Consider the following 21,081-nt stretch of genomic DNA (forward strand, 5'->3'; position numbering starts at 1 on the left):
GACGGAGACGCCGCCCGAGACCTCCGGTGGGGCCATAGCTCAGTTGGTAGAGCGCTTGAATGGCATTCAAGAGGTCAGGGGTTCGACTCCCCTTGGCTCCACCAATTCACTCGCACATTCTGGTTGACTATCAGCCGCCTAGGCGAGTTCCGTTGTGCGTTACTCCATGCTCGTCCCCATACCCGAAAAAAGATCCCGCTGGGTTTCGCCGGACGCTTGGAGGCCAGGGGGCCTCGAAATCGCCCCGGATTGATGCGCCAGATCAGAGGCGCATTCGGGACCATCCCGCCCGCTTCGGCGGCCAAGGCGGCAGGTAGCAGTTGAGGCCGCGATCAGGGTGGTCATCGCTGGCCCCGGACAGCATCTCGCTCGCATCCACGAGCAACCCGGCGCCCGCTTCCCGCGCATCCAGCGTCGGATCGTCCCGCCGCAGCCAAAGGACCATCCTGCCAGCAGCAGCGCAAGCCGCATCCTCAGCGCCTTGACCGCCTTGGCCTCACTTTGCGCGTGGCGGCGGCCGGCAGCCAAGTCTCCGGCCATGCGACGGTGCGCGAACCCAGCTTCACGGGGAGCCGGGAACCTGTCTGCGGAAATCTGCGCATGGATGGCCGAACGTGCGAGGCCCGTCGGGGCCGAAAGCCGGTCACGGGGGCAGGATACAGGCCGGCCAGCAGCTCCGTCAGGCGAAGCCTTAATGCGACCAAAGGATATGCCGCAGGGGCATGGGGTGGTGAGGATGCGGCACAGTCCGACCGATACGGGACGGAAGCGAAGGCCGAAAAGGGCGCTGGTAGGGGTGGTCGGACTCGAACCGACACTTCTTGCGAAACCTGATTTTGAGTCAGGCGCGTCTACCATTCCGCCACACCCCCGTGGCGCCCTTGTCCAGGCCGGCCTGGCCCGGCGAAACGGCATCGCCCTGCGCAAGGGGCAATGCTTCCCCCGGCGGGCATTCGGAACATGGACATCCGCCGCCCGGCATCAAGGCCGTCTCTGCGCTCCGCCTAAGGCGCAACGCAGCGTTTTGCAAGCCCCGACTTAGGCCTGGCCAAGCTTTGCCAGCCGCGCCTCGCGCAGCTGCGCGAAGTCGTCGCCGGCATGATAGGAGGAGCGCGTCAGCGGCGTGGCCGAGACCATCAGGAAGCCCTTGCCATAGGCGGCTTTCTCGTAGCCCTTGAACTCCTCGGGGGTGACGAAGCGGTCCACCCGGTGATGCTTGGGCGTCGGCTGCAGATATTGCCCGATGGTGATGAAATCCACGTCCGCGGCGCGCATGTCGTCCATGACCTGCAGGACGCCCTGGCGATCCTCGCCCAGGCCGACCATGATGCCGGACTTGGTGAACATGCTGGGGTCCAGTTCCTTGACCCGCTGCAACAGCCGCAGGCTGTGGAAATAGCGCGCGCCGGGCCGGACCGTCGGATAAAGGCCGGGCACGGTTTCCAGGTTGTGGTTGAACACGTCGGGCCGGGCCTCGACCACCGCCTCCAGCGCGCCGGGCTTGGACTTCAGGAAGTCGGGCGTCAGCACCTCGATGGTCGAGCCGGGCGAGCGGTGGCGGATGGCGCGGATGGTCTGGGCGAAATGCTCGGCCCCGCCGTCGTCCAGGTCGTCGCGGTCGACCGAGGTGATGACCACATGCTTCAGCCCCAGCTTCTGCACGGCATGGGCGACGCGGCCCGGCTCGAACACGTCGAGCGCATTCGGCTTGCCGGTCATCACGTTGCAGAAGGAACAGCCGCGGGTGCAGATCTCGCCCATGATCATCATGGTGGCGTGGCCCTGGCTCCAGCATTCGCCGACGTTCGGGCAGCCGGCCTCTTCGCAGACCGTGGACAGGCGGTTGTTGCGCAGGATGTCGCGGGTGTCCTTGTAGCCCTGGCTGGTCGGCGCCTTCACGCGGATCCAGTCCGGCTTCTTGGGCTGGGGCTGGTCGGGGCGATGGGCTTTCTCGGGGTGGCGCAGAACCGGGGGCATGTCCGCCATATCGGCATCCTTTGCTGGGAGTCAGCCGAACTTACGGGTTTTTCGGGTCTTGATCAACGCCAATGCAGGGTGCATCTATGCCCCTCGATGCTGCGGCGCGGCATCGACCAAGGGAGGAGCGGATGATGAAAGGACGAATGATGAAACAAGGCGATCTGCTTCCCGAAGTGACCTTCCAGACCCGCGTGCGCGACGAATCCGTGGGCGGGGACAATCCCTATCGCTGGCAGGCGATGACCACCGCGGACTACTTCAAGGGCAAGCGCGTGGTGCTGTTCTCGCTGCCCGGCGCCTTCACGCCCACCTGCTCGACCTATCAACTGCCGGGCTTCGAGAAGGCGGCGGACGAGATGGCCGATCTGGGCATCGACGCGATCTATTGCATGTCGGTCAACGACAGCTTCGTGATGAACCAATGGGCCAAGGCGCAGAACCTGAAGAACGTCAAGGTGATCCCGGACGGCTCGGGCGCCTTCACCGAAAAGGTCGGCATGCTGGTGCGCAAGGACAACCTGGGCTTCGGCGCCCGCAGCTGGCGCTATGCTGCCATCGTCGAGGACGGCCGCGTCCAGGCCTGGTTCGAAGAGCCCGGCCGGATGGACGACTGCCCCGAGGATCCCTATGGCGCCACCGCGCCCGAGGCGGTGCTGGACTGGCTGCGCGCCAATCCGGCCAAGGCCGCGGCCTGATCCAGGGCTAGGGCCAGGGCCAGGGACGATGCGAAAAGGGCGCCGCCGGGCGCCCTTTTTCATGGCCGTTCCCCCTTGGCCTGCCCCGGCGTCACCCGATCAGCGGCGCGCCCGAGCCGTAGGTTTCGCGATAGTGGCGTTCCAGCCGCATCAGGCCCAGGCGCAGCACGATCTTGCCCGAGCGCGCCGACCAGCCCAGCCGCCGCTCGGTCATCTCGATGCCCTCCAGGAAGCAGCAGACCCGCAGGCACAGGTCGCCCATGCCGGGGCCAAGCTCGCGCAGCGCGGCGGCGACGCGGTTGCGCGCCCCTTCCGAGCCGCCGCCATGGCCGGCCGAGACGCGCGAGACATCGACGCCGGCCGTCAGGAAGCGGTCCCAGTTCTGCGTGACGCGCGGCCCCATCTGCGCCAGCTCGAAATCCTCGCGCAGCCGTTCGCCGGCCGCGACCAGTTCGGCGGCCAGGAAGGGCCGCCCGTCCGGCTCGCGCCGCCGCGCCAGCATCAGCAGCGGGCTCTCGGCGATATTGACGCGGGCGCGGCGGCGGCGGCCGTCCTCGGGGTCGGTGATCTCGCGCTCGTCCCATTGCCGGTGCCGGTCGGCATGGCTGAAGGCGCCAGCATCCTCGGCGCAGCCCTGCGCCGGAGGCATGACCGGGGCGGCAAGGACGAAATCCTCGACCCGCGGCAGGGCGCCGCCGCGCCGGGCGGCCAGCATCGCCCGAAGCGCCTCGCGCCCCTGGGCCGAGATGGCATAGCGGTTGATCCTGCCCTGCCCCAGCAGATGCACCCAGGCCCGCATCGCCATATGCTCGGCCAATTCGCGGTCCAGGATGGCGGTGCGGATGTCGTCGCGCACGACGATGGCCTTTTCCATGCCGTCGGCCACCACCATCTGCGCCCCCGGCTCGGCCAGGCGGCGCAGGATGCGGGTGATCTGCCTGCTGCCCGCCTGCCCCGGATCGGCCGGGCTTGCCCCGCTGCCCCTGCCCTTTTCTGCCGCCCGCTCGACTGCGCGATCGACCAGCGGGTCGTCGCGCCGCGCCTCGAACCGGCGGATGCGGCGCAGGATGGTCGAGGCGTGGCAGCCCGTTTCGCGGGCCAGAGAGCGGATCGTTTCCCCACCCTCGACATGGCGCAGGTAAAGCTTGAGATCGCCGTCCTCGGCCTGCGGGACAAGCGCGGTTTCGGGCGGATTGCCGTCCGTGGGCTCGACGCCGGCCGGCAGGGCGGCAATCAGGGCGTCCGGCGCGAAATCTCCCGTCAAAATCGTCATGGTCATTCCTTCGCTTCCTGCAGACGAGCGGGCAGAGGCTCGCCGATGGGTTGTATCTCCGCCCCGGTCCGGCACAGCGGGACCACGGCGGGGTGCGGCAGTATTTGCTAAGAATTCCTAACGATTCCTTGCTGCGGCGCGCGCAGCACGGGCGGGCGGCGCAACACATCCCAAGGTTGCAAATAATTCCACCGGATTCGACCGGCAGAGGAAACCGCCATGACGATGATGAGCAATGTGATCGCCTTTCAGCCGCGCCTGGGCCAGCCGCCTCTGCGCCGCCCGCGCCTGCTGGTGCGCGCCGCCAGGGCCGGGCTGGCGGGTTGGAGCCGCCGGCGCGACCTGCGCCGGGTGCTGAAATGCGACGCGCCGCCGCCCGCGGGCATCGCCCTGCCGCGGCTTCTGGCCGAAGAAGAGCGGCTGGACCTGATCCGCCGCAGCGGCCAGGCCGGCTACGACATGCACCGCCACGTCATGCTGCTGATCGCGATCCTGGCCGAGACGGCCGAGGCCGCGCCCCGCCCGGTGCCGAACCGGGTCACTTGCCCCTGAACAAGGAACCCAGCACGCCGCGCACCAGCGCCTGCCCGGTCCTGGTGCCCAGTTGCCGGGCCAGGCTCTTGCCGAAGGTCACGGCGATCGAATCGCTGTTCGAGCTGCGCGCGCGCGGCTTGGGCTCGGCCGGAACCCGCAGGCCGGGGTCATAGCGGCGCGCGCGGGTATATTCGCGGTCCATCTGCCACAGGTCGTCGTCCGCCCCCTTGGCCCCTGCCCCGGCGCTGTCCGCGGCCGCCGCCTCGGCGCGCTTGGCCAGGATCTCGGCCGCCGATTCGCGGTCCAGCGCCCGGCCGTATTTCAGCGCCATGGGCGAGGCCGCATTGATCGCCGCCCGCTCGGCATCCGAAATCGGGCCAAGCTGGGACAGTGGCGGGCGAATCAGGGTGCGCTGCACGATGCCCGGCACGCCCTTTGCCTCCAGCAGGGATGTAACCGCCTCGCCGGTGCCGACGGCCTGGATCGCCTCGGCGGTGTCGAAATCGGGGTTCGGGCGATAGTTCTGCGCCGCCAGCCGCAGCGCCTTCTGGTCCTTGGCGGTAAAGGCGCGCAGCGCGTGCTGGACCCGGTTGCCCAATTGCCCCAGCACCGCATCCGGCAGGTCGGCCGGGTTCTGGCTGATGAACCACAGGCTGACGCCCTTGGAGCGGATCAGACGCGCCACCTGCTCGATCTTGTCCACCAGCGCCGGCGGCGCGTCGTCGAACAGCAGATGCGCCTCGTCGAAGAAGAAGGCGATGCGCGGCTTGTCCGGGTCGCCCACCTCGGGCAATTGCTCGAAAAGCTCGGACATCAGCCACAGCAGGAAGGTGGCATAAAGCTGCGGCGCATTCATCAGCCGCTCGGCTGACAGGATGTTGACCATGCCCTTGCCCGAGGCATCCAGCCGCATCATGTCGGCCAGTTCCAGCGCCGGCTCGCCGAACAGCCGGGCGCCGCCCTCGTTCTCCAGCACCATCAGCGCGCGCTGGATCGCACCGACCGAGGCGGTCGAGACATTGCCGTATTTCAGCGACAGGTCCTTGGCGTTCTGGCCGACCCAGACCAGCATGGCCTGCAAGTCCTTCATGTCCAGCAGCGCCAACCCCTGCTCGTCGGCGACGCGGAAGGCGATGTTCATCACCCCCTCCTGCGCATCGGTCAGCCCCAGCAGCCGCGACAGAAGCAGGGGGCCCATCTCGGCCGGGGTGGTGCGGACCGGGTGGCCGCGTTCGCCCCAGATGTCCCAGAAGGTGACGGGGAAATCCTGGTAGTCCAGCGCCATGCCGATGGTTTCGCTGCGGGCCTGGAAGGGGCCATGCAGCTTGCCGTTCGGATCGCCGGGCCGGGCGATGCCGGCCAGGTCGCCCTTCACATCCGCCATGAACACCGGCACGCCGGCGCGGGAAAACGATTCGGCCAGGGTTTGCAGCGTCACCGTCTTGCCGGTTCCGGTCGCGCCGGCGATCAGCCCGTGACGATTGGCATATTTCAGCAGCAGGTTTTGCGGCTGGGCGTGGCCGGGGCCGCCGCCGCCCACGAAGACGGTTCCGGCGTCCAGATCGACGATGCCTGTCATGTTTCCTCCACGGATCGGCAAAAAAGCGCAAGGCTAGGACGAAAGGACAATACAATCGCAAGGATTTTGTGCCAGTCTGTTCCTTGCCGGACCCCGCATCGGCGGATGGCCGGCTTCCTCCCTGTTGGACTGCCGCGCCTTCGGGCGCGGCATTTTTTCGCCCAGGCTGCCTGCGATGCGGTCAGATGGCGCATGCGTCGCGGCGATGTCATATTTGACCTTTAGGACAGTTGACGGCCTGTCCCGCTGCATCTAGCCTTCCGCGCAATGATGACCGGCCAGTCCGGCAGGGAAGGTAAGCCATGGGATCCGGGGCAGCGGTCTTGCGCGCCCCGGATCCTTGTGTTTGCGGCGTCCCGCATCCATGCCAACGCAAAGGTGACGCCGCGCGATGCGATCCGCCCTGACAAGGCGCGATGCCCATGTTAGGACCGGGGCCGATGCATGGACCAAAGGAAGAGAACATGGTCAACAGGACATCCGCGGCACTGGTTGCCGCCCTTGTTGCGCTGGCTAGCAGCGCCGCCGGCGTGATGGCGCAGGACGCAAGCACCCAGACCCCGGCCCAGCCGGCAGCCGAGGCCCCTGCGGCCGAAGCCCCCGCAGCCGAGGCCGCCACCGAAGCGCCCGCCGCCGAAACCCCCGCAGCCGAGGCACCCGCCGCTGAAGCCCCCACCACCGAAGCGCCTGCCGCCGAGGCCGCCGGCGATGGCGAGCCGCAGGTGGGCCAGCCCTATGCCAGGGCGACCCATGGCGACTGGACGCTGCGCTGCATGAAGACGCAGGACGGCAAGGATCCCTGCGAGCTTTACCAGCTGCTCAGGGACGACAAGGATTCGCCGGTGGCCGAGGCTTCGGTCATCCCGATGACCGGCGAGGTCCAGGCCGTCATCACCTTCATCGCGCCCCTGGAGACCGACCTCCAGGCCGGCGTGGGGCTGCAAGTCGATGCCGGCAAGGAATCGCGCTATCCCTTCCTGCTCTGCGCGCAGGTCGGCTGCGTGTCGCGCGTGGGCCTGGCCGAATCCGACCTGGGCCCGCTGAAGCGCGGCAAGGCCGCAACCCTGTCGCTTTTGCCCTTCGGCGCGCCGCAGGAGCAGATGGTCAAGCTGCCGCTGTCGCTGACCGGCTTCACCGCCGGCATGAACGCGCTGGCCGAGGCGAACAAGGGCCTCGCCGCCGCGCCGGCCCCGGCCCCCGCAGCCGCCCCGGCCGCGGCGCCGCAGCAGCAGTAAGCCGCAACGAAAACGGGGCGCCGCAGGGCGCCCCGACCAAAGGACGGGCCGGGTCATCCCCGGCCCTTTTCATGCGCTCATCCCACCGGCAGGGCGACGAAGCGCGGCTCGCCGGCGCGGCGCACCATGACCAGGATGGACTTGCGCCCGGCATCGCGCGCCTCCTTGATGCGCGCCTCCAGATCGGCCAGCGTGGCGACCGGCTGCTGGCCGGCCTCGGTGATGACATCGCCCGCGGCCAGCCCCTTGTCGGCGGCGGCCCCGGTCGGTTCGACCGATTGCACCACCAGCCCCTGCATGTCGCGCGACACCCCCAGTTCGGCGGCGATCTCGGGCGTCAGCGGCGCCAGCGTCATGCCCATCAGATCGCTGGCCGATTCCTCGGCGCTGTCTACCTTGCCGCCGCCGGTGCCCTCGGCCAGCTCGCGCCGGCCCAGCGTCACCTTCAGCTCGACCGGCTCGCCGTCGCGCTGGACCACGACCTCGACCGCCTCGCCCACCGGCGCATCGGCCACCCGGCGCACCAGGTCGCGCGGATCCTCGACCGCGCCGCCGGCAAAGCGGGTGATCACGTCGCCCGCCTTCATCCCGGCATCGGCGGCGGGGCCGGCGGGAACATCCGTGACCATGGCGCCCTTGGCCTCGGCCAGGCCCAGCGATTCGGCGATGTCGTCGGTCACAGGCTGGATCTTGACGCCCAGCCAGCCGCGCCGGGTCTCGCCATATTCCTCGAGTTGCTCGACCACCTTGCTGACCACGTTCGAGGCCATCGAGAAGCCGATGCCGATCGAACCGCCGTTGGGCGACAGGATCGCGGTGTTCACCCCGATCACCTCGCCGTCCATGTTGAACAGCGGCCCGCCCGAATTGCCGCGGTTGATCGCCGCATCGGTCTGGATGAAATCGTCATAGGTGCCCGAAAGCGCGCGGTTGCGGGCCGAGACGATCCCGGTCGAGGCCGAGAAGCCCTGCCCCAGCGGGTTGCCGAGCGCCAGAACCCAGTCGCCCACCCGCGCCCGGTCGCTGTCGCCGAACTTGACGAAGGGCAAGGCATCGCTGCTTTCCACCTTCAGCACGGCGATGTCGGTCTTGTCGTCCTTGCCGATCACCTTGGCGGGCAGCCGGTTGCCCGAAAAGAACTCGACCTCGATCGCGTCGGCACCGTCGATGACATGGTTGTTGGTCACGATCAGCCCGTCGGGCGAGATCACGAAGCCCGACCCCAGCGCGTTCGAGCGCTGCTCGCGCTGCTGCGGCCCGCGCTGGAAGGGATTGCCCTCGCCCGGCGGGAAGCCCGGAAAGCCGAATTCGCGGAACAGGTCGCTGAACGGGCTGCCCTCGGGCAGTTGCGGCCCGCGCACCAGCGGCGTCGAGACGGTCGAGGTGGTGGTGATGTTGACGACGGCCGGGCTGACCTTCTCGACCAGGTCGGCAAAGCTTTCGGGCATGACCTGCTGCTGGCGGGCCTGGCTGTCGGGTGCGGTCAGCGGCTGGTTGCTGTTCGCGGCCTCCTGCGCGGCATCGGCGCCGGGCGTCGCCGGCTCTTGCGCGACGGCCGGCGTCAGGGCCATCAGCAGCGCAAGCCCCGAAGCGGTCAGGAAATGGCGGGAAGAGGGTCTGTTCATCTGGATTGTCTCCTTCCATGCCGGGGCGGCGCTACCCGGTCTCCTGGCAATATGCTCATGTTCAAGGGGATTTTCGAGCCCGTTGCAAATGAACCACGCTCGCAAAGGATGAACTGATCGTGACTTGCAGGCAATGCCGGGCGCAAGCGCCTGAGCATAAAAAAGTTCCGCGGCCAAAGGACGCGGAACAGGTTTCATCGCAGCGATGATCCTTCAGTGCAGCGCCGCCGCCTCGCCCGCGCAAAGCAGCGTGACCAGGGTCGAGGCGCCGCGCATCTCGATGCCGGCCACGTCCATCGGTCGGCGGTCCATGCCGCCGCCCAGGATCTCGACCCGGCCGGCGCCGTGGAAGGTCGCGTCCAGCAAGGGCAGGACCGCGTCGCCCCGCAACTCGGCCTCGACCCCGCCGGGGATCGGATGGATGGCGGCGGCGGCGATGCGCCTGGTGCCGACGATCAGTTCCATGTCCTGCCTTTCGTCCTGGCCAGGATCCGGCCGCCGTTTCCGCGCCCGGACCCCGATCGCCTCAGCTGCAACCGCTGGTCGCGCCGCAGGTGTTGCACTTCATGCAGGTGCCGTTGCGCACCAGCGTGTAATTGCCGCATTCCCCGCAGGGATCGCCCTCGTAGCCCTGCATCCGCGCCTTGGTGCGCGCATCCATGGCGACGACGCCCACCGCAGCCGCGGCCCCCTCGGCCGTCGCCACCGCGGCAACCGAGACCCCGGATTGCAGCGCCACCAGATCCTGCGGCAGGCGCTTGCGCAGATAGCCGGTCGAGCTGATCTGCTTGAGCATCTCGAGCGAGCGCGAGGCGCCCTCGCTGACCGGGGCGACATTGGGCTGGCTCTCGGCCTCGCCGCCGCCAAGGTCGTCGAAGCGCGCGCCCTGCGGCTTCACATGCGCCAGGTCGGTGCGGTCCAGATAGGACACGGCCAGTTCGCGGAACACGTAGTCGAGGATCGAGGTCGCGTTCTTGATGCTGTCATTGCCCTGGACCATCCCCGCCGGCTCGAAGCGGGTGAAGGTGAAGGCATCGACGAATTCCTCCAGCGGCACGCCGTATTGCAGGCCCACCGACACGGCGATGGCGAAATTGTTCATCATCGCCCGGAAGCCCGCGCCTTCCTTGTGCATGTCGATGAAGATCTCGCCCAGCTTGCCGTCGTCATATTCGCCGGTGCGCAGATAGACCTTGTGCCCGCCGATGATCGCCTTCTGGGTATAGCCCTTGCGGCGCTGCGGCAGCTTTTCGCGATGGCTGCGCACGGCTTCCTTGACGATGATCTTCTCGACCACCTTCTCGGCGATGACCACGGCCTTTTCCTGCAAGCTGCCGCTGGCCAGGATCTCCTCAGCCTCCTCGTCGTCCTCGACCAGCGCCGAGGCCAGCGGCTGCGACAGTTTCGAGCCGTCGCGATAAAGCGCATTCGCCTTGATGCCCAGCGACCAGCTCAGCTCATAGGCGGCGAGCGCATCGGCGATGCTTGCGCTGTTGGGCATGTTGATGGTCTTGGAGATCGCGCCCGAGATGAAGCTCTGCGCCGCCGCCATCATGCGGATATGGCTGTCCACCGACAGGTAGCGGGTACCCTTCTTGCCGCAGGCATTGGCGCAGTCGAAGACCGGGTAATGTTCCGGCTTCAGATGCGGCGCGCCCTCCAGCGTCATGGTGCCGCAGACATGGTCGTTGGCGGCCTCGATCTGCGCCCGCGTGAAGCCCAGGTGCCGCAGCAGGTCGAAGCTCGGGTCGTTCAGCCTGTCGGCCGGGATGCCCAGCGTCTCGCGGCAGAAGGCCTCGCCCAGCGTCCACTGGTTGAAGACGAAGCGGATGTCGAAGGCCGATGCCAGCGCCGCGTCGATCTTTTCCAGCTCGCGCGGGCCGAAGCCGTGGCCGACCAGGCTGGCATGGTTGATGCCAGGGCAATTGCCCAGGCTCGCATGGCCCACGGCATAGGCGATGATCTCCTCGATCTGGGCCGAGCCGTAACCCAGCGCCTCAAGCGCCGCGGGAACCGAGCGGTTGATGATCTTGAAATAGCCGCCGCCGGCCAGCTTCTTGAACTTCACCAGCGCGAAATCCGGCTCGATGCCGGTGGTGTCGCAATCCATCACCAGCCCGATGGTGCCGGTGGGCGCGATCACCGTCGCCTGGGCGTTGCGATAGCCGTGCTCCTCGCCCAGGGTCAGCGCCTCGTCCCAGGCGCCCTGCGCCAGGGCCACCAGCCGCGGGTCGGGGCAATTCGCGGCGTCCAGCTCCACCGGGGCCACGTTCACGCCCTGATAGGCGCCGGTCCCGTAAGCCGCCGCGCGATGGTTGCGGATCACCCGCAGCATGTGCCCGGCGTTCTTGCCATAGCCGGGGAACGGCCCCAGCTCCGCCGCCATCTCGGCCGAGGTGGCATAGGAGACGCCGGTCATGATCGCGCTCAGCGCGCCGCACAGCGCCCGGCCCTGCTCGCTGTCATAGCCCAGCCCCATGTTCATCAGAAGCCCGCCGATATTGGCATAGCCCAGCCCCAGCGTGCGGAAGTCATAGCTGCGCTGCGCGATCTCGCGGCTGGGGAACTGCGCCATCATCACCGAGATTTCCAGCGTCACCGTCCACAGCCGGCAGGCATGGACATAGCCGTCGGCGTCGAACTCGCCGTCCTGCCAGAAGCTCAGCAGGTTCATCGACGCGAGGTTGCAGGCGGTGTCGTCCAGGAACATGTATTCGCTGCACGGGTTCGAGGCGCGGATCGGCCCGTCCTCGGGGCAGGTGTGCCAGGCATTGATGGTGTCGTGGAACTGGATGCCCGGATCGGCGCAGGCCCAGGCGGCATGGCCGATCTGCTGCCACAGCTCGCGCGCCGAGACGGTCTTCGTCACCCGCCCGTCGGTGCGCCGCACCAGCTCCCAGGGCAGGTCGTCGCGCACGGCGCGCAGGAAGGCATCCGTCACCCGCACCGAGTTGTTCGAGTTCTGCCCCGAGACCGAGACATAGGCTTCCGAGTCCCAATCGGTATCATAGGTCGGGAACTCAATGGAATCAAAGCCCTGGCGGGCATATTGAAGAACCCGGTTGATATAGGTCTCCGGGATCATCACGCGCTTCGCCCCGCGGATCGCCGCCTTCAGCGCGGCGTTCCGGGCGGGATCGGTGGCATCTTCGGCGCTGCCGTCCCATGCGCGGATGGCGGCGAAGATGGCATTCAGCTCGCGCTCATGCATCTTCGAACCCGCCACCAGCGAGGCGACCTTCTGTTCTTCGATGACCTTCCAGTTGATGAACTGCTCGATGTCGGGGTGATCCATGTCGCAGATCACCATCTTTGCCGCGCGCCGGGTCGTTCCGCCCGACTTGATCGCGCCGGCTGCGCGGTCTCCGATCTTCAGGAAGCCCATGAGTCCCGAAGATTTCCCGCCGCCCGACAGTTTCTCGCCCTCCCCACGAAGGGACGAAAAATTGGTGCCCGTGCCCGAGCCGTATTTGAAAAGCCGCGCCTCGCGGACCCACAGGTCCATGATGCCGCCCTCGTTCACCAGGTCGTCGGCGACGGACTGGATGAAGCAGGCATGCGGCTGGGGATGTTCATAGGCGCTGTCCGACCGGACCAGCTTGCCGGTCTTGTAGTCGACATAGAAATGGCCCTGGCCGGGGCCGTCGATGCCATAGGCCCAATGCAGGCCGGTGTTGAACCATTGCGGGCTGTTCGGCGCCCCCATCTGGCTGGCCAGCATGTAGCGCATTTCGTCGTAATAGGCGCGGGCGTCTTCTTCGTTGGAAAAATACCCGCCCTTCCAGCCCCAATAGGTCCAGGCGCCGGCCATGCGGTCGAAGACCTGCCGCGCGCTGCTCTCGCCGCCAAAGCGCGCCTCCTCGGGCAGGGCCGCCAGCGCCGCCTCGTCGGGCACCGAGCGCCACAGGAACTCGGGCACGCCCTTTTCCTTGACGCGCTTGAGCCGCGCCGGCACGCCGGCCTTGCGGAAATATTTCTGCGCGATCACGTCCGAGGCGACCTGGCTCCAGCCCTGGGGCACCTCGACCGCGTCGTTGCGAAAGACGACGGTGCCGTCCGGGTTGCGGATCTCGCTGCTGGTGGTGGTAAAGGAAAGCGCGCCGTAAGCCCCGCTCTCGACCGTGGTGAAGCGCCGTTCGATCCGCATCCTGACTGTCCCCCGTCATCCGCAACAAGGCCGCATGCCGACCGCCGCCACCCGCGCCAAGGCACGGGCCCAGGCGGCCGGATCGCACGGCACCCCGAAGCATTTTTCCTGATCTTCGCCCCCGCCGCCGGACCGGATCACTTGTCGAAAAAGACACAAGATCTGGTGGCGCCGAAAGCCTGGGCCACAAATTGACCCGAGACAGCACGCATTTCAATCAAAATTTTTGCTGGACTTCGCCGCCGATCCCGACCCTTGGGACGTCATGAGATTCGCTGCAAATGCACTGTTAACAACTGCCTCGTCGCGGCCGGCGGCGAAAAGCCAAGCGATCTGGCAGGGTTCCTTGCAGCCGCTCACCCGGTTTCCACAGGCTTATCCCCAGCCGCAAGGCGTCAGGGTTGCAAGTTCGTTCCCGCACTCGCGTCCTGCGATTTTTCCGGCTGCGGCAGGATGACGCCCCGGTCGGTCACGATCAGGTCAAGGGGCTGGTCGGTCGCCTCGGCGGGGATGGCGCGAATCTCTTGCGCCGCATAGGCCAGCCCGATGGCAACCACCGCCCCCTCGGCGCGCAGCCGGGCCAGCGTGCGGTCGTAGAAACCGCCGCCATAGCCCAGCCGGTGCCCGGCCCGGTCGAACCCGGCCAGGGGCACGATCAGCACATCCGGGCGCAGCAGCGGCGAATCGGCGGGGGGATGAAGGGTGCCGAAGCGGCCCGGCTCCAGCCGGTCGCCATGGGCGCGGAACTCCAGCGGCCGGGCCGGGCCGATCACCACCGGCAGGCAGACCGGCCCGTCATGGACCGCCATGGCCGGGCGCGGATCGGCCTCGCCCCGCATCGGCCAATAGCCGGCCAGCACCTTGCCGCGATGGGGGGCCAGCGCCGCGACCAGGTGGCGCGTCAGCGCGACATCGTCGCCGCCCCCGGCCCGCGCCGCCAGCGCCGCCTGGCGCAGCGCGTGCTTGAGTGCCGGGTCCGCGCTCACAGCAGGATCACCGCGGCAAGGCCGAGGAAGGTGAAGAAGCCCACCACATCGGTCACGGTGGTCACGAAAGTCCCCGAGGCCAGCGCCGGATCGGCCCCCGCCTTTTCCAGCCCCAGCGGGATCAGGATGCCCCCCAGCGCGGCGACGAACAGGTTCACCACCATGGCCATGGCGATCACCAGGCTAAGCTTGGGATCGCGGAACCAGACATAGGTGACGCCCGCCAGCGCCAGGCCGAACAGCAGCCCGTTGCCCAGGCCCACCGCCAGTTCGCGGCGCACGATGCGCAGCGCATTGGTGCGGGTCAGGCTTTTGGTGGCCAGGCCGCGCACGGCGACGGTCAGGGTCTGGGTCGCGGCATTGCCGCCCATCGAGGCGACGATCGGCATCAGCACCGCCAGCGCCACCAGCCGGGCGATGGCGTCCTCGAAGAACGCGATGACCGAGGCCGAGACCAGCGCGGTCAGGATGTTCACCGCAAGCCAGGGCACGCGCTGGCGCATGGTCTCGACCACCGTATCGGAAATCGCGCTGTCCTCGCCGACGCCGGCCAGGCGCAGGATGTCCTCCTCGTGTTCCTCGTCCAGCACCGACATGGCGTCGTCGATGGTGATGACCCCGACCAGCCGGTCGTCGTCATCGACCACCGGGGCCGAGATCAGGTGATACTTGTTGAAGGCATGCGCCACATCGCCCTCGTCCTGGCGGGCCGAGATGGTGCGGAAGCTGTCCTCGCGGATGTCGCCCAGCAGCACATGCCGGCGCGAGGCCAGCAGCTTGCCCAGGGTGACATAGCCGGTGGGGTGGCGGCGCGGATCGACCAGCACGACGTGATAGAACTGGTCTGGCAGCCATTCCTCGGCGCGCAGGAAGTCGATGGTTTCGCCCACGCTCCAATGCTCGGGGGCCGTCACCACCTCGGACTGCATCAGGCGGCCGGCGGAATATTCCGGCCAGGTCAGCGAGCGTTCGACGGCGGCGCGGTCGGATTCGTCCAGCGCGGCCAGGATGGCCTGCTGCTCGGGCGCGCCCATGTCCTCGATCAGGTCGACGACGTCGTCGCTGTCCATCTCGCGCACGGCCTCGGCCACCACCTCGTGCGGCAGCTGCTCGATGACCTCGTCGCGGATGGATTCGTCGATCTCGGACAGGATCTCGCCGTCGATCTCGCCGGAATAGAGATGCAGGAACTCGCGCCGGCGCGCCGGCGTCAGCTGCTCGATCAGGTCGGCGATGTCGGCGGCGTGCATCGGCTCGAGCGCGGCGTCCAGCGCCGGGCCGTCGCCGTCGTCCACGGCCTTGTTGATCGCGTCGATGTCCTGCCGGCTCAGCTGGAAATCGGCTTCGGGGGCATCCGTGTCGGTTTCGCGCGGCTCGGTCATCGGCTGGCTCCTCGGGGTTCGGGTCTTGCGACGAGGATGGCGGTCGGGAAAGTCGGTCGGGGCACCATAGGGGGCCCGCGCCGGGGCCTCAATCGCCCTTGAGCAGGGCTAGCGCCTCGGCATGTAATTCTTGTGAACCCGCGGCCAGGATGGTGCCGCCGCCATGCGCCGGCCCGCCCTGCCAGTCGGTGACGACCCCGCCCGCCGCCTGGATCACCGCGATGGGCGCGGCCACGTCATAGGGTTGCAGCCCGGCCTCGATCACCAGGTCGACATGGCCGGCGGCCAGCAGCGCATAGGCATAGCAGTCGAGCCCGTAACGCACCAGCCGCGCCCGCGCCGCGACGCGGGAAAAGGCGGCATGTTCCGCGGGGTCGCCGACCTCGGGATAGGTGGTCATCAGCGTCGCCTGGGCCAGCGCGACGCCGCGGCGCGCCCGCAAGGGCACGGTGCCGCGGCCCGAGATCAGCCGGGCATGGCCCAGCCCGCCCTCGAACCGCTCGTCCAGATGCGGCTGGTCCACGATGCCGTAGATCGGGCCCCGCGCATCGCTGAGCCCGATCAGCACGCCCCAGCTCGGCGCCCCGGCCATGAAGGCGCGGGTGCCGTCGATCGGGTCCAGCACCCAGGTCAGGCCGCTTCGCCCGGCCTGGGCGCCGTATTCCTCGCCCAGGATCGCGTCCTCGGGCCGCTCGGCGGCCAGGATGGCGCGCATGGCGCGTTCGCTGGCCCGGTCGGCTTCCGTCACCGGGTCGAAGCCGGTCGCGGCCTTGTTGTCGGGCCGCAATGCCGGGCTGCGAAACAGGCTCAGCGTCTCGGCCCGCGCGGCATCGGCAAGGCGATGCGCCACGGCGACGATCCGTTCGGCGTCTTCGACAGGATTGGTCTTGTTCGCGCTCGTCATGACCTGCCCCCGCGGATATGCTTCGGGCGCAGGTTTAGCCGCAGTATTCCGCAAGCGAAAGCCCCGGAACGCGGCGGGTTCGGATCAGGCCGCGTCCGACAGCACGCGGGCCAGTTCGAAGATCTGGCGGCGTTGCGCCTCGGGCATGGCGTAATAGGCCCGCACCAGCTGCAGCGCCTCCTTGTCGGCCAGGATGTCGCCCTCGACCGAGTTCTGGACATGGCCGTCCTCGAGCCCTTCGAAGAAGAAGCTGATCGGCACGTCCACCGCCCGCGCGATGTCCCAAAGCCGCGAGGCCGAGACCCGGTTCATCCCGGTCTCGTATTTCTGGATCTGCTGGAACTTGATCCCGACCTTTTCGGCCAGCTGCTGCTGGGTCATGCCGATCATCCATCGACGATGGCGGATCCGCTTTCCGACATGGACATCCACGTTATGTTTCATGGTAACACCTCACTCAATCTAAACGGGCGCTACATCAGAACGGCGCAATTTTCGAGGTCGATAATGGCCACTTGTCCAAAAAGACAATCGGTTGCGGGCACCGAAAGCCTCTGGCCGAACCCCCCGGAAACATGGGAAAAAGCCGGGCCGGAAGCAGGCGGAAAGCGGTGGGAGGAATCATGAATACGACCTGGAAAATGATGCAAATCAACAAAATGGCCGGCTCTCCCGTCGTGGGCAGGCTGTCGCTGGCCGCGCCCGGTCCGGGCGAGGTGCTGGTGGGCCTGCGCGCGGCCGCCCTGAATTTCGCCGATCTGCTGATGACCAAGGGACAGTATCAGGAGACGCCGCCCCTGCCCTTCATCCCCGGACTCGAGGGCGCGGGCGAGGTGCTGGCGGCGGGCGAAGGCGTGGCGCTGGCGCCCGGCACCCGCGTCGTCGTGCAAGGCCAGGGCACCATGGCCGAGGCCAACCTGTTTCCCGCCGAAAGCTGCCATCCGATCCCCGACGCCATGAGCTATGACGAGGCGGCGGGCTTCCTGATCGCCTATGGCACCAGCCATTTCGCCCTGACGCTGCGCGCGGGCCTGCGCGCGGGCGAGACCCTGGCCGTGCTGGGGGCCGCGGGCGGGGTCGGGCTGACCGCGGTCGAGATCGGCGCCGCCTTGGGCGCGCGAGTGATCGCGGTGGCGCGCGGGGCCGACAAGCTGGCGGTGGCGCGGGCGGCGGGGGCCGCGGATTGCATCGACAGCGAGACCTGCCCCGACCTGCGCGCCGCGCTGCGCGAGATGGGGGGCGTCGACGTGGTCTACGATCCCGTGGGCGATGCGCCCGGCGAGGCGGCCTTCGGCGCCCTGCGCCCCGGCGGCCGCTTCCTGGTGATCGGCTTTGCCGGCGGCAAGCCTCCGGCCCTGCCGCTCAACCACGCGCTGGTCAAGAACATCGCCATCCACGGCTTTTACTGGGGCGGCTATCGCAAGCTCGACCCCGGACAGCTGCGCCAGGACATCGCCGCGCTGTTCGCGCTTTACGAACAGGGCCGCCTGCGCCCGCATGTCGGCGCCACCCTGCCGCTCGACCGGCTGGCCGAGGGCTATGACCTGCTGGCCAGCCGGCGCTCGACCGGAAAGGTGATCGTTAGCATCTGAAATTTTCGTCAGCCAGGGCCAAAACCGCCGGTTCTGCATTGAAAAACCGGCGTGCTTTGCCAATATCTGCGTGGATGGTCGGCCATGCGGGCCGCACCGCGATTTTCGACCGGGGAGAACCTATGCAAGACTACAATTCGATCCGCACGGCCGGGACCGCGACGCGCTCGGCTGCCGTGGATGAGGGCCTGCGCGCCTATATGAACAAGGTCTATGGCCTGATGGCCGTGGGCATGCTGGTGACGGCCGGCGCCGCCTGGGGCATGGCGGGCCTGGCGCTTTCCGACACGCCGACGCAATGGGCGCTCGGCAATGGCCACTACCTGACCGAGTTCGGCAAGACGCTGTATCTGTCGCCGCTGAAATGGGTGGTGATGTTCGCGCCGCTGGTCATGGTCTTTGCCTTCGGCGCCGCGCTGAACCGGCTGTCGGTGCAGGGCGCGACCACGCTGTTCTATGCCTTCGCCGCGGTGATGGGCATCTCGATCAGCTGGATCTTCGCCGCCTATACCAGCTTCTCGATCATCCAGACCTTCCTGATCACCGCCATCGCCTTCGCCGGCCTGTCGCTTTACGGCTACACGACCAAGCGCGACCTGTCGGGGATGGGCACCTTCCTGATGATGGGCCTGATCGGGCTGATCGTCGCCTCGATCGTGAACATCTTCCTGAAATCGGGCGCGATGCAATTCGCCATCTCGGCGATCGGCGTGCTGATCTTTGCCGGGCTGACCGCCTTCGACACGCAGAACATCAAGAACACCTATCTGCAGCTGGCCAACTCGGACCGCGACTTCCTGGGCAAGGCCGCGATCATGGGTGCGCTGCAGCTGTACCTGGACTTCCTGAACCTGTTCATGTTCCTGCTGCAATTCCTGGGCAACCGGGAATAAGGCCGGAAGCATCCCGGAGCTTCCTTTTCGGCCCCGCCGGCGCAATCGCCCGGCGGGGCCTTTTGCTGCGCAGGCGGGCAGCCAGGCACGAATTGTTCATCCATGTCTACTAAAACGCCACCCATGATCCTTTGGTATGCATTGCTGGCCAGTCCGGTTGAGGCGAATCGCCGCCGGGGCTATGAAAGGGTATGGAAAACCCTGCTCCCCCCAAGGCGGGACGGCGCGAGGCCGCCGGCCGGGCGCTGGTCGACGGCGGCATCGGCGCGGTGACGATCCCGCCGCCGGCCCGGCGGCGGCGCCTGCCGCGCGCCGGGTTCCGCCGGTTCTTCGGTGACGGCGGGGCGGCACCGGATGTGCGTGCCCGCTTCCCCAGGGCCTTCGAGGCGCGGCCCGAATGCGCGCCGCGCTGCCGGGCTGTGCAGGGCCGCCAGGTGGACGCCTTGACGGCGCGCTTCGCCAGCCGCTGCCCAGAATGCCGCCGCACCACGGCCATCTCGGAGCACCCGGACCCTTTCCCCAGCGCCGACCGGCCTCGTCTGGATGCGCAAGGCGCTGCAAGCCGGCCGGCGCCCATCCCTGCCACCGCGCGGATCCGCCCCGGCCAGCGACAGACGGCACGCTTCCCCCTCTGCCTGCGCCATGAAGCGGATGCCCGCATGTCCCGGCTCGGCCGCCCTGCCCGGCCGCGGATGCCAGGGCCGGCTGACGATATTGTCGCAAGACATGCCGCTATCGTTGCATCCGGGATGCGCCGGGCCGGGGATGATGCGCCATGGGCGGCGCGCGGACCGCCGGTCGTCGCCTTGCCGGGCAGCGAACCGGCGCCGCTTTCGGCGCCCTCCGGCTTCTGCATGCCCGGTCCGCCTGTCGGGTTCGCCCCTGCGGCCCGGACCGGAACCGCGGGCCGAGACGACAACCGGCAGGAACCGGCTCCTGCCCAAGAAGCCTCCCCGGTTTGCGCGACGGCTGGGGTTTGGGGGCCATGTTCGCGCCAGGGAGAAAGAGAATGGGAAGACGGTTTGTTTCCTGCGGTGCGGCGCTTTTGCTTGTGGGCTTTTCGGGCGCGGCCTGGGCGGATTGCGGCAGTCCGACGATTGCCAGCATGAACTGGCAGAGCGCCGAGCTTGCGGCGGCGCTGGATGCCTTCATCCTCAACGAGGGCTACGGCTGCAGCGCCGAGGTGATCCAGGGCGACACGGTGCCGACGCTGACCTCGATGGTCGAGAAGGGCCAGCCCGAGATCGCCCCCGAGGGCTGGGTCGACCTGGTGCCCGAAGTCATCCGGTCCGGCCTGGCCGAGGACCGGATCGTCGTCACCGGCGACATCCTCAGCGACGGCGCCGTGCAGGGCTGGTGGATCCCGAAATACCTCGCCGAGGCCAATCCCGAGCTGAAGACCATCGAGGACGTGCTCAAGCGCCCCGACCTGTTCCCCGATCCCGAGGATCCCGCGAAGGGCGCCATCTTCAACGGCCCGGCCGGCTGGGGCGGCACGGTGATCACCAGCCAGCTCTACAAGGCCTTCGGCGCCCAGGCGGCGGGCTTCAACCTGGTCGACACCGGCTCGGCCGCCGGGCTCGACGGCTCGATCGCGCGCGCCTATGAACGCCAGCAGGGCTGGGTCGGCTATTACTGGGCGCCGACCGCGCTGCTGGGCCGCTACGAGATGGTCAAGCTGGAGCACGGCGTGGCGCTCGACATGGACGAATGGCAGGGCTGCACCTCGAACGCCGATTGCGCCGAGCCCAGGAAGAACGACTGGCCGGCCGACAAGGTGCAGACCGTCGTCGCCAAGCGCTTCGCCGACAGCGCCCCGCCCGAGGTGATGGACTATCTTTCCAAGCGGAGCTGGACGAATGCGACGGTGAACGCGCTGATGGCCTGGATGACCGAGAACCAGGCGCAGGGCGAGGAGGGCGCGCGGCAGTTCCTGCGCGAGAACGAGGCGACGTGGACCGAATGGGTCACGCCCGAGGCGGCCGAAAGGATCAAGGCCGCGCTCTGACCGCGCGCCCCGCGGCCGGGCTGGGTGGGCCGAAAGTCCGCCCCGGCCCGCCCTCCGGCTCTCGGGTCCGGTCTTGGTCTGGCGAGACTCCGGCTCTCGGGCCCGCGGTCGCGGTCCGGCTTCGGTTTCGGCCCAGGACTGGCCCAGGACTGGCCCCGTGGAGCGGCTCTCGGGCCCGCGGACCCGCTCCCGGTTCCGGTCCCTGGCCCAGCCGGCGCTCGGGTCCGGGCCCTGACACCCCATCGGTC

General features: G+C 68.3%; 16 protein-coding genes and 2 tRNA genes. 7 read left to right on the plus strand and 11 right to left on the minus strand.

Annotation, left to right across the window (positions count from 1 at the left end; translation table 11 throughout):
• Window positions 1–28 precede the first annotated feature (28 nt).
• Window positions 29–104: transfer RNA gene (locus tag E3U26_RS02695), tRNA-Ala, on the plus strand.
• Window positions 105–788: 684 nt separating this feature from the next.
• Here the strand turns inward: E3U26_RS02695 and E3U26_RS02700 are convergent.
• Window positions 789–872 (minus strand) — tRNA-Leu (locus E3U26_RS02700).
• A 166-nt stretch (window positions 873–1,038) separates the two neighbouring features.
• Window positions 1,039–1,986 carry a lipoyl synthase gene (lipA, locus tag E3U26_RS02705; RefSeq protein ID WP_036760049.1) on the minus strand — a complete coding sequence of 316 codons (948 nt, stop codon included), beginning with the start codon at window positions 1,984–1,986 and terminating at the stop codon, window positions 1,039–1,041.
• A gap of 140 nt (window positions 1,987–2,126) precedes the next feature.
• Here lipA and E3U26_RS02710 point away from each other — a divergent pair, with 140 nt between their 5' ends.
• The gene (locus E3U26_RS02710; protein WP_036760060.1) at window positions 2,127–2,675 is read left to right on the plus strand and encodes a peroxiredoxin; all 549 of its coding nucleotides are present in this window, start codon (window positions 2,127–2,129) and stop codon (window positions 2,673–2,675) included.
• 91 nt (window positions 2,676–2,766) lie between these two features.
• Here E3U26_RS02710 and E3U26_RS02715 read toward each other — a convergent pair whose 3' ends face one another.
• A complete protein-coding gene (locus E3U26_RS02715) occupies window positions 2,767–3,954 on the minus strand; it encodes a DUF6456 domain-containing protein (RefSeq protein WP_114537191.1) in 1,188 nt (395 codons plus the stop codon).
• Between the two features lie 213 nt (window positions 3,955–4,167).
• Here E3U26_RS02715 and E3U26_RS02720 point away from each other — a divergent pair, with 213 nt between their 5' ends.
• A complete protein-coding gene (locus E3U26_RS02720) occupies window positions 4,168–4,500 on the plus strand; it encodes a DUF6477 family protein (RefSeq protein WP_499105393.1) in 333 nt (110 codons plus the stop codon).
• Here E3U26_RS02720 and E3U26_RS02725 read toward each other — a convergent pair.
• Entirely contained in the window at window positions 4,487–6,061 is a 1,575-nt protein-coding gene (locus tag E3U26_RS02725) for a P-loop NTPase family protein (RefSeq protein ID WP_499105394.1), read from the minus strand. The genes E3U26_RS02720 and E3U26_RS02725 overlap by 14 nt on opposite strands.
• A 464-nt stretch (window positions 6,062–6,525) precedes the next feature.
• On the opposite strand from E3U26_RS02725, the gene E3U26_RS02730 reads away from it, so the two are divergent.
• On the plus strand, window positions 6,526–7,296 hold the full coding sequence (locus E3U26_RS02730) for an invasion associated locus B family protein (protein ID WP_499105395.1): 771 nt from the start codon (window positions 6,526–6,528) through the stop codon (window positions 7,294–7,296).
• Between the two features lie 77 nt (window positions 7,297–7,373).
• On the opposite strand, the gene E3U26_RS02735 is transcribed toward E3U26_RS02730, so the two are convergent.
• The 7 genes from E3U26_RS02735 to E3U26_RS02765 form a co-directional block, all read right to left on the minus strand.
• Window positions 7,374–8,921: a DegQ family serine endoprotease gene (locus tag E3U26_RS02735; protein WP_499105397.1), complete on the minus strand. Its 1,548-nt coding sequence runs from the start codon at window positions 8,919–8,921 to the stop codon at window positions 7,374–7,376.
• 213 nt (window positions 8,922–9,134) lie between these two features.
• On the minus strand, window positions 9,135–9,386 hold the full coding sequence (locus E3U26_RS02740; protein WP_036760042.1) for a hypothetical protein: 252 nt from the start codon (window positions 9,384–9,386) through the stop codon (window positions 9,135–9,137).
• A 61-nt stretch (window positions 9,387–9,447) separates the two neighbouring features.
• Window positions 9,448–13,068: a vitamin B12-dependent ribonucleotide reductase gene (locus E3U26_RS02745; RefSeq protein WP_072464121.1), complete on the minus strand. Its 3,621-nt coding sequence runs from the start codon at window positions 13,066–13,068 to the stop codon at window positions 9,448–9,450.
• Between the two features lie 395 nt (window positions 13,069–13,463).
• Entirely contained in the window at window positions 13,464–14,054 is a 591-nt protein-coding gene (locus E3U26_RS02750; protein WP_499105398.1) for a 5-formyltetrahydrofolate cyclo-ligase, read from the minus strand.
• Window positions 14,051–15,436: a magnesium transporter gene (gene mgtE / locus E3U26_RS02755; protein ID WP_036760038.1), complete on the minus strand. Its 1,386-nt coding sequence runs from the start codon at window positions 15,434–15,436 to the stop codon at window positions 14,051–14,053. The genes E3U26_RS02750 and mgtE overlap by 4 nt, the downstream gene beginning before the upstream one ends.
• 88 nt (window positions 15,437–15,524) lie before the next feature.
• Window positions 15,525–16,340, minus strand: a complete 816-nt coding sequence (gene hisN / locus E3U26_RS02760; protein ID WP_036760037.1) for a histidinol-phosphatase — start codon at window positions 16,338–16,340, stop codon at window positions 15,525–15,527.
• An 84-nt stretch (window positions 16,341–16,424) separates the two neighbouring features.
• Complete coding sequence (locus tag E3U26_RS02765) at window positions 16,425–16,784, minus strand: helix-turn-helix domain-containing protein (RefSeq protein WP_499105399.1); 360 nt, start codon at window positions 16,782–16,784, stop codon at window positions 16,425–16,427.
• Between the two features lie 179 nt (window positions 16,785–16,963).
• Between E3U26_RS02765 and E3U26_RS02770 the strand changes: the two genes are divergently transcribed.
• From E3U26_RS02770 to E3U26_RS02780, 3 genes are all read left to right on the plus strand, one after another.
• Window positions 16,964–17,932 (plus strand): NADPH:quinone oxidoreductase family protein, encoded by a 969-nt coding sequence (locus E3U26_RS02770; RefSeq protein WP_499105400.1) that lies wholly within the window; start codon window positions 16,964–16,966, stop codon window positions 17,930–17,932.
• 122 nt (window positions 17,933–18,054) lie between these two features.
• The gene (locus E3U26_RS02775; protein WP_036760057.1) at window positions 18,055–18,825 is read left to right on the plus strand and encodes a Bax inhibitor-1/YccA family protein; all 771 of its coding nucleotides are present in this window, start codon (window positions 18,055–18,057) and stop codon (window positions 18,823–18,825) included.
• Window positions 18,826–19,834: 1,009 nt separating this feature from the next.
• A complete protein-coding gene (locus E3U26_RS02780) occupies window positions 19,835–20,833 on the plus strand; it encodes a glycine betaine ABC transporter substrate-binding protein (protein ID WP_072464124.1) in 999 nt (332 codons plus the stop codon).
• Window positions 20,834–21,081 lie beyond the last annotated feature (248 nt).

The sequence above is a fragment of the Paracoccus ferrooxidans genome, from assembly GCF_029909815.1.
GTDB lineage: Bacteria > Pseudomonadota > Alphaproteobacteria > Rhodobacterales > Rhodobacteraceae > Paracoccus > Paracoccus versutus.